Origin of the sequence: Paenibacillus brevis (genome assembly GCF_018919145.1) — a bacterium.
Classification (GTDB): domain Bacteria; phylum Bacillota; class Bacilli; order Paenibacillales; family Paenibacillaceae; genus Fontibacillus; species Fontibacillus brevis.
Window position 1 is genome coordinate 84,658 of sequence record NZ_JAHLQJ010000018.1, and the last position, 7,897, is coordinate 92,554.

At 47.0% G+C, this 7,897-nt stretch carries 7 protein-coding genes; 1 reads left to right on the top strand and 6 read right to left on the bottom strand.

What is annotated here, in order from left to right; all coding sequences use genetic code 11:
• Positions 1–107: 107 nt before the first annotated feature.
• The 6 genes from KQJ23_RS18830 to KQJ23_RS18855 form a co-directional block, all read right to left on the bottom strand.
• Positions 108–992 (bottom strand): YitT family protein, encoded by an 885-nt coding sequence (locus KQJ23_RS18830; RefSeq protein WP_346779430.1) that lies wholly within the window; start codon positions 990–992, stop codon positions 108–110.
• A gap of 75 nt (positions 993–1,067) precedes the next feature.
• Positions 1,068–2,181, bottom strand: a protein-coding gene (gene prfB / locus KQJ23_RS18835) for a peptide chain release factor 2 (RefSeq protein WP_216480453.1) whose coding sequence is annotated in 2 segments (ribosomal slippage) — positions 1,068–2,108 and positions 2,110–2,181 — 1,113 coding nt in all. Because the reading frame shifts where the segments join, the coding sequence is not laid out codon by codon here.
• Between the two features lie 147 nt (positions 2,182–2,328).
• Positions 2,329–4,836 (bottom strand): preprotein translocase subunit SecA, encoded by a 2,508-nt coding sequence (gene secA / locus KQJ23_RS18840; protein ID WP_216480454.1) that lies wholly within the window; start codon positions 4,834–4,836, stop codon positions 2,329–2,331.
• A gap of 223 nt (positions 4,837–5,059) precedes the next feature.
• Positions 5,060–5,617: a ribosome hibernation-promoting factor, HPF/YfiA family gene (gene hpf / locus KQJ23_RS18845; RefSeq protein ID WP_216480455.1), complete on the bottom strand. Its 558-nt coding sequence runs from the start codon at positions 5,615–5,617 to the stop codon at positions 5,060–5,062.
• A gap of 134 nt (positions 5,618–5,751) precedes the next feature.
• Positions 5,752–6,246: a VanZ family protein gene (locus tag KQJ23_RS18850; protein WP_249529904.1), complete on the bottom strand. Its 495-nt coding sequence runs from the start codon at positions 6,244–6,246 to the stop codon at positions 5,752–5,754.
• A gap of 153 nt (positions 6,247–6,399) precedes the next feature.
• Entirely contained in the window at positions 6,400–6,597 is a 198-nt protein-coding gene (locus tag KQJ23_RS18855; RefSeq protein ID WP_007132290.1) for a cold-shock protein, read from the bottom strand.
• A 375-nt stretch (positions 6,598–6,972) separates the two neighbouring features.
• On the opposite strand from KQJ23_RS18855, the gene KQJ23_RS18860 reads away from it, so the two are divergent.
• Positions 6,973–7,794, top strand: coding sequence for a TylF/MycF family methyltransferase (locus KQJ23_RS18860; protein WP_216480456.1), 822 nt, complete (start codon positions 6,973–6,975; stop codon positions 7,792–7,794).
• Positions 7,795–7,897 lie beyond the last annotated feature (103 nt).

Sequence of the window (7,897 nt, forward strand, 5' to 3'; positions counted from 1 at the left end):
ACTTATTTTGCTGCACAAGCTCCAACACACATATTTCGCGTGGTGGCAGCTCGTTTTGCTCATTATGATGCACATAAGTACTTATTTCCGCAAAGCATAGCGAAAACCTAATTCCGTTTGAACCCTTCGCCGAGGACCTCGTGCGCATTCGTAATGATCACAAAGGCCGTTGGCTCCAGCGTCTGTACGAGCGTCTTGAGCCGTGTCACTTCACTCTGGCCGACCACCACCATCAGGACGGTCCGGTCATCGCCGGTATAACCGCCCTGCGCATTCAGCTTAGTCAATCCCCGGTCCAGTTCGCTAAGAACGGCCTTTGAGATGGCTTCGGTATTATCCGCAATAATATAAGCCACTTTCGTATAGCCAAATCCCAGCTCGATCAGATCGATCATTTTACCGGTGATATATAAGCCGATCAGGGCGTATAGCGCCTTTTCCGGAGACAGAATAAATCCGGCAAGCCCGATGACCATGCCATCCATCAACACCACGCAGACCGAAAGGCTCAGTCCGCTGTATTTCTGAATGATCTGTGCAAGAATGGATAAGCCGCCTGTTGACCCGCGTCCCCGAAAAACGATACCAAGGCCGATCCCTACACCGATCCCCCCATAAAGTGAGGCCAGCAAGGAGTCTGTGGTCGGTACCGGAAAATTCCGGGTCAGAAAGACGAATAGCGGAAGTACGATGGTTCCCAGCAATGAGCGGATCGCGTAATCCCGCCCCAGCAGCAAAAAACCTGCAAAGAAGAGAGGAATATTAAGCGCCCATTGGATATATGCCGGTTCGATCCCGAACTGCGACTGTGTAATAACTGAAATCCCCGACACACCGCCTGAAGCGATGTCGTTCGGAACGAGAAACAGATTGAATGCCAGCGCCGTAATCAGGGAGCCGACGATGATCATTAATGTATCGATCGTGTGGCGGACAGGGCCGGTGACAGGGAATGCCTGGCTCCATCTGCGTTTGCGAGGTGTAGAAGACACCACGGTTCCTCCTTACTAATCAGAAAGGGTGCGCCCGGCAAAGATGACTCGCCTGGCGCACTGTGTCTTAGAATGTTATTGTGGGTCGCTCTTGATCTGACTTCGCAGATAGCCGTCGATAAAGGCATCCAGATCGCCGTCCATCACAGCACCGACGTTGCCCGTCTCTATAGAGGTCCGATGATCCTTAACCATGCTGTACGGGTGGAATACATAAGAGCGGATCTGACTGCCCCATGCAATGTCCGACTGCTCTCCGCGAATCTCATCCAGTTCCTTCCGCTGCTCCTCGAGCTTCCGTTCATACAGCTTGGAGCGAAGCATGGTCATGGCACGCTCTCTATTCTTGATCTGGGAGCGTTCGTTCTGGCAGGTCACGACAATTCCGGTTGGAATATGCGTAATCCGCACCGCAGAGTCCGTTGTATTAATATGCTGTCCACCGGCGCCGCTCGCGCGGTACGTATCAATCTTGAGATCCTCGGTACGCACATCAATATCTACATCATCGGTAATCTCCGGAACAACGTCACAGGATACGAAAGAGGTATGTCTCCGGCCAGAGGAATCAAACGGAGAAATACGGACCAGACGGTGGACGCCCTTTTCTGCCTTCAAATAGCCGTAAGCATTAAAGCCCTTGATCGACAGGGTTACACTCTTGATCCCCGCTTCATCCCCTGGCAAATAGTCGAGCGTCTCCACCTTGAACCCGCGCTTCTCTGCCCAGCGGGTATACATCCGAAGCAGCATCTGGCCCCAATCTTGAGACTCGGTACCGCCTGCACCAGGGTGAAGCTCGAGAATCGCATTCATTTTATCGTAGGGCTGATTGAGCAAAAGGGTTAACTCAAAGTCCTCCAGCTTTTTCACAAGTGCGGATACAGAGGTGCCAATCTCGGCGGCCAAAGCCTCGTCGCCTTCTTCTTCTGCAAGCTCGGCCATCATTTCCGCATCATCATATTCCTGCTGCAGGGCGCCGTATTGGTCCACTGATGACTTGACGGCATTCATTTCTGCGATAATCCCTTGCGCCTTGTCATTATCATCCCAAAAGTCCGGCGCAGCCATTTTCTCTTCAAAGTTCGCAATCAGTTCCTGTTTGTAATCTAAGTCAAAGAGACCCCCTAAGGTTTGATAACTTCTTGGCAATCTCTCGCATGTCTTGCTTAACATTTGGATCCAGCATGCTGTATTCCACCCTCCGCGTAAAATTAAACTGCTATTCTTTAACCTTACATTCCTGCATTTCACAGAAAAAAGGGGAGCCATCCAAACGGACGGCCCCCCGCTGTTATTCCGGAGCTTGAGGGCAGGAATTCCCCGCCGCTCTTGCTTATGCGTTCTGACCGTGGCAGTGTTTGTACTTCTTACCGCTGCCGCAAGGGCACAGGTCGTTACGGCCAATCTGCTCCCCGCGTTGAACCGGACGTTTCTCGGCTGGTTCTCCGCTGGTCGAGATTTTATCCTCGTCAACAACCGCTTGACGCTCCTGATTGCTCTCCACTTGAGCCTTCATGATGTACATGGAGATCTCTTCCTGGATATTCGCAACCATTTCGTTGAACATTTCGTAGCCTTCGAACTGATATTCGCGCAGCGGATCTGTACCGCCATAAGAGCGAAGGTGAATCCCTTGACGCAATTGATCCATCGCATCAATGTGATCCATCCATTTGCTGTCTACAGAACGAAGAGCAATAACCTTCTCGAACTCACGAACCATTTCGGAGCCAAGAGCCTCTTCACGTGTATTATACTTCGCCATCACCTTTTCAAAGATGAACTCCGTAATTTCAGATGCTTCTTTGTTCCACAAATCTTCTTTCGTAATCGCTCCTACATCGAGCATCTTGCTGTTCACATACTCAGCGATATCCTCCAGACCCCATTCTTCCGGGAGCTCCTCGCTGGTATGGGCTTCCACAATGCGCTCAATTGTAGCCTTGAGCATATCCACAATAATTTGCTTAATGTTCTCGGATTCAAGAAGCTCACGACGCTGCTTGTAAATGATTTCCCGTTGTTGGTTCATTACATCATCATATTGCAGGACGACTTTACGGATATCGAAGTTATTCCCTTCAACCCGTTTTTGGGCAGATTCAACCGCACGCGTAATCATCTTGCTCTCAATCGGCTGATCTTCTTCAAAGCCAAGACGATCCATCATATTCAAGACATTATCTGCACCAAAGCGCTTCATCAATTCATCGCCAAGGGACAGATAGAATTGAGTCGATCCTGGGTCACCCTGGCGGCCTGCACGGCCGCGGAGCTGGTTATCGATCCGGCGGGATTCATGGCGCTCAGTACCAATAATATGCAAGCCTCCGACTTCGGAGACACCTTCACCGAGCAAAATGTCTGTGCCGCGGCCTGCCATGTTCGTGGCAATCGTCACAGCGCCAGGCTCACCTGCACGGGAAATAATCTCAGCCTCTTCGGCATGATATTTAGCATTCAGAACTTTATGCTGTACCCCTTTGCGTTTCAGCATTTCAGATACCCGCTCGGAGTTCTCGATGGATACCGTACCAACCAGGACAGGCTGGTTCTTTTTATGGCGCTCCACAATCTCGTTGACAACGGCCTTGAACTTGCCGTCTTCACTCTTATAGACCACATCCGGCATATCCTGACGCTGGTTTGGGCGGTTCGTCGGTACTTGCAGTACTTCCAATCCATAAATTTTCTTGAATTCTTCTTCTTCCGTCTTGGCGGTACCCGTCATTCCCGCAAGCTTGCGGTACATCCGGAAATAGTTCTGGAACGTAATCGTTGCCAGGGTCATGCTCTCATTCTGTACCTCGATGCCTTCCTTTGCTTCAATTGCTTGGTGAAGACCATCGCTGTAACGCCGGCCTTGCATGATCCGGCCAGTGAATTCGTCAACAATCAATACTTCGTCTTCAGTCACTACATAGTCGACGTCACGACGCATAATCACGTTTGCCTTGAGGGCCTGTACAACGTGATGGTTCAGTGTAATATGTTTAGGGTCGTAGAGGTTGTCAATACCGAAAGCTTTCTCTGCTTTGGCTACGCCATTTTCAGTCAGCGCAACTGCCTTAACCTTAATATCAACAGTATAATCCTCGTCCGCTTCAAGGCGCTTCACAAAACGGTCGGCTGCATAATACAGCTCGGTCGATTTCTGAGCTTGTCCGGAAATAATAAGCGGTGTCCGCGCTTCATCAATGAGAATGGAGTCCACTTCGTCAATAATACAGAAATAGAGCGGGCGTTGTACCATTTGTTCTTTGTACAGCACCATGTTGTCCCGAAGGTAATCGAATCCAAATTCGTTATTCGTTCCATAAGTAATATCACAAGCATATGCTTCCTGTTTCTCAGCATGCTCCATGCCGTTCAGATTCACACCGACAGTCATGCCCAGGAAATTATAAATCTGGCCCATCTGCTCGCTATCCCGTTGAGCCAAATAATCGTTTACTGTAACTACATGCACGCCTTTTCCAAGCAGCGCATTCAAATAAACTGGCAGGGTCCCAACAAGGGTTTTACCTTCACCGGTTTTCATCTCTGCGATCCGGCCCTCATGCAATGCCATCCCGCCGACCAACTGCACATCAAAGTGACGCATACCGAGCGTTCTCTTGGAAGCCTCTCTAACGGTAGCAAATGCTTCCGGAAGCAGTTCTTCCAGCGTCTCTCCCTTTTCGATGCGTTCCCGAAACTCCACGGTTTTTGCCTGCAATTGCTCGTCCGACAAGGCTTCGAATTCGGGTTCCAGTTTATTAATATGGTCTACCGTCTTCATCAGACGTTTGACATCACGTTCGTTAACGTCGCCAAAGATCTTCTTCACTAATCCTAGCATGGTTTACCCCTTTCACGCAGAAACAGATGATTTGCCTAAATTGTAACAGTTTGTAACGAATGCCGCAACACAACCGCTTACAGCCACGGCCAAAATATTCCATCATCTATACGAATAAAGAGCCTTATCCGCATGCGGATAAAGGCTCGTTCCTTGTGCTTCAATTGTAACAATTACCACTCATAATCCAACATTCACGAGATTAACGATCACGCTGCGGTTCTTAGGCTTTCTCAATCAAGCCGTATTTACCGTCATTGCGCTTATAGACTACGTTAACATCCTGGGTGTCGATGTTGGTAAAAACAAAGAAGTTGTGACCGACCATATTCATCTGTAGAATTGCCTCTTCTACATCCATAGGCTTCAGATTGAACCGTTTGGTGCGGACCAATTCAAGCTCCTCATCGCCCTCGTCCAGCGTAGCAACATGACCATTGCCTGCCGTATTCTCAACGAACAACGACTTCAAGCTGCCTTCTTGGCGGAATTTGCGGTTCACCTTCGTCTTATGCTTGCGGATCTGACGCTCCAGCTTGTCCACGACGGCATCCATCGATGCATACATGTCATCACTGCGATCTTCAGCCCTGAGCATAACGCCGGTCAGAGGAATCGTTACCTCTACCACGTGCAAGCCTCGTACGACACTCAAGGTAACTGTACCATCCGAGGTAAGGGGTGCATCAAAGTACTTGTCAAGCCGGCTGAGCTTCTTGTCCACGTAATCTCTCAAGGCCTCAGTCACTTCAATTTGCTGTCCACGAATACTATAATTCATAGGGCACTCCTCCTTTGCTTTGCACCTTTATTATATCACAACTGTTAACGCAAAGTAAAAAGCATCAGCAGGATGTAAAGGGAGGCTGCCATGACTCTGGAGCAGTGCCTTCTATCTTAATAGCCAGGCTTTCCTTACCACCTTCTGCTTCGCCAACGAATTAACAATATTGTGAATACTCCTCCACAAGTTGCCCCGATCGTATCGAGCAGAACATCTTGCACCATAGCCGTTCGGCCAGGGGTCAGACTCTGATGCAGCTCATCTGAGCAAGCATATAGAAATGACAACAGGATGGAGTATAAGAGGAGAGAGCCTAATTTTTTTCCTGATAAGCTCCTCTTTTTATCGTTTGGCATTCTTCCCATCAAGGCAAAGATAAACAGAGCGGCCAGCAGTGCATAGCAGAAAAAATGAGCAGCCTTGCGAATGAAAAATTCTATAAAGCTCGCTCCGCCCACACTCTCCACACTGATCTCATGCCCACCGTAAGTAAAGCTAAACTTGCCAAAAAAATCAGCAATCCATTGCTCTGACGTGCTTTTTTCAATATTCGGTACCAACGTCTGTTCTTGGTAAGTCTGCGATGAAGAAAGGAATAAGAGCAACATCAGCGTAATCGCCGGCAACCAGCGGAGCCAAGAATAAATATTGCGCAGAAAAATCACCTCATTGGAAAAGAGCATAAAACGAGAAAACCCCGGGTTTCCCCGGGGGTTTGCTAGCGAATCTTCAATTGTTAACCATCAACCCGTTATATGTAGGTCGGCTGTGCCGGATGATTACAGTTTGATTACGTTAGCTGCTTGCGGTCCGCGAGCGCCTTCAACGATTTCGAACTCAACGGATTGTCCTTCTTCCAAAGTCTTGAAGCCTTCGGATTGGATCGCGGAGAAATGTACGAAAACGTCGCCGCCTTCTTCAGTTTCGATGAAGCCATAACCCTTCTCAGCATTGAACCATTTTACTTTACCTTGCATGCACTAACATTCCCTTCGTTATCAAATAAGAGTGTGATCCTGTAACCAAGCCTCACATTTCTGACTATACCATTCAAGCTTCTCCAGTGTCAATTACCAAGGAATAGGTTTTTCTGGAATTTCATGTAAGTTTATGTCGAATTTATTCTTACATGATTTGGATAGCAATGGCGGATACAGAAGTCAATATCCATTTACCCAGTTTTTATCCCTTCTGAAACATTGAGAATAAATATTATTGTATTACTTTACTCTCCAAGATTGAATAGGTCTTGTTAAATCCCTATTAGAGTTTAACACTAACCTACTAATCATTAGCATCCGATATATATAATAGTTACGTCTTTTCAACTTAGAAAGGAATGAGGAAACCACATGGTAAATAAAAGCTCGGCTAAGGAATTGTATTTAGAAATCTTAAAAAAAACGATCTTGGGAGAAATATGGCTGGAGCAGTTAGAGTATGGTCCTATCCCATCCCACATCCGGATTCCCGAGGAGTTAACGAAAGAACTATCTAAGCTTAATTTAGAAATTCTTCACAAAATAATTCCTAATAAAGAAAAAAGGAATGGAGGGCTAGACTGGCCTTTACTCGCTCATAGCATGATTGGTAGATTAAGACTTAACAACCTGCATGAATGTCTAGAAACGGTTATAAACGAGTCAATTGAAGGTGACTTTATTGAAACCGGAGTTTGGCGTGGCGGATCATGCATTTTTGCGAGAGGCTTTTTGAAGGCAAATGATATTACGGATCGTAATATATGGGTTGCCGATTCCTTTGAAGGGTTGCCTAAACCCGAACTTGAAAGATACCCTCAAGACGCAGGCGATATTCATCATACGTATAACTTCCTGCGAGTATCATTAGAAGAAGTCCAAAATAATTTTAAGCAATATGATCTACTTGACAACCAAGTGAAGTTCTTAAAAGGATGGTTTAAAGATACTTTACCTGTCGCTCCTATCGAAAAAATCGCTATTGCTCGGCTAGATGGTGATATGTACAGTTCAACTATGGATGGATTAGTTAATTTGTATGACAAAGTAGTTCCAGGCGGTTTCATAATCATTGACGATTATGGTTTAGAAAATTGCAAACAGGCTGTTACCGATTTTAGAAATTCCCGACAAATCACAGAGCCTTTGATCACAATTGATAAATACGGTGTTTATTGGCGCAAAACTTTATAATAAGAAAATAAAACGCCCCCAAAGGTTAGCTCTGAACTGTGACCCGGTTTGTGGACTCTGATTAAAAGCAGCCTTTTATTTAGCAGGCCAAGAGATGACTCCT

What these genes read in the sequence shown, in the direction of transcription:
- secA (WP_216480454.1), bottom strand. Translation starts at nt 4,836, where the DNA reads ATGCTAGGATTAGTGAAGAAGATCTTTGGCGACGTTAACGAACGTGAT.
- hpf (WP_216480455.1), bottom strand. Translation starts at nt 5,617, where the DNA reads ATGAATTATAGTATTCGTGGACAGCAAATTGAAGTGACTGAGGCCTTG.
- KQJ23_RS18855 (WP_007132290.1), bottom strand. Translation starts at nt 6,597, where the DNA reads ATGCAAGGTAAAGTAAAATGGTTCAATGCTGAGAAGGGTTATGGCTTC.
- KQJ23_RS18860 (WP_216480456.1), top strand. Translation starts at nt 6,973, where the DNA reads ATGGTAAATAAAAGCTCGGCTAAGGAATTGTATTTAGAAATCTTAAAA.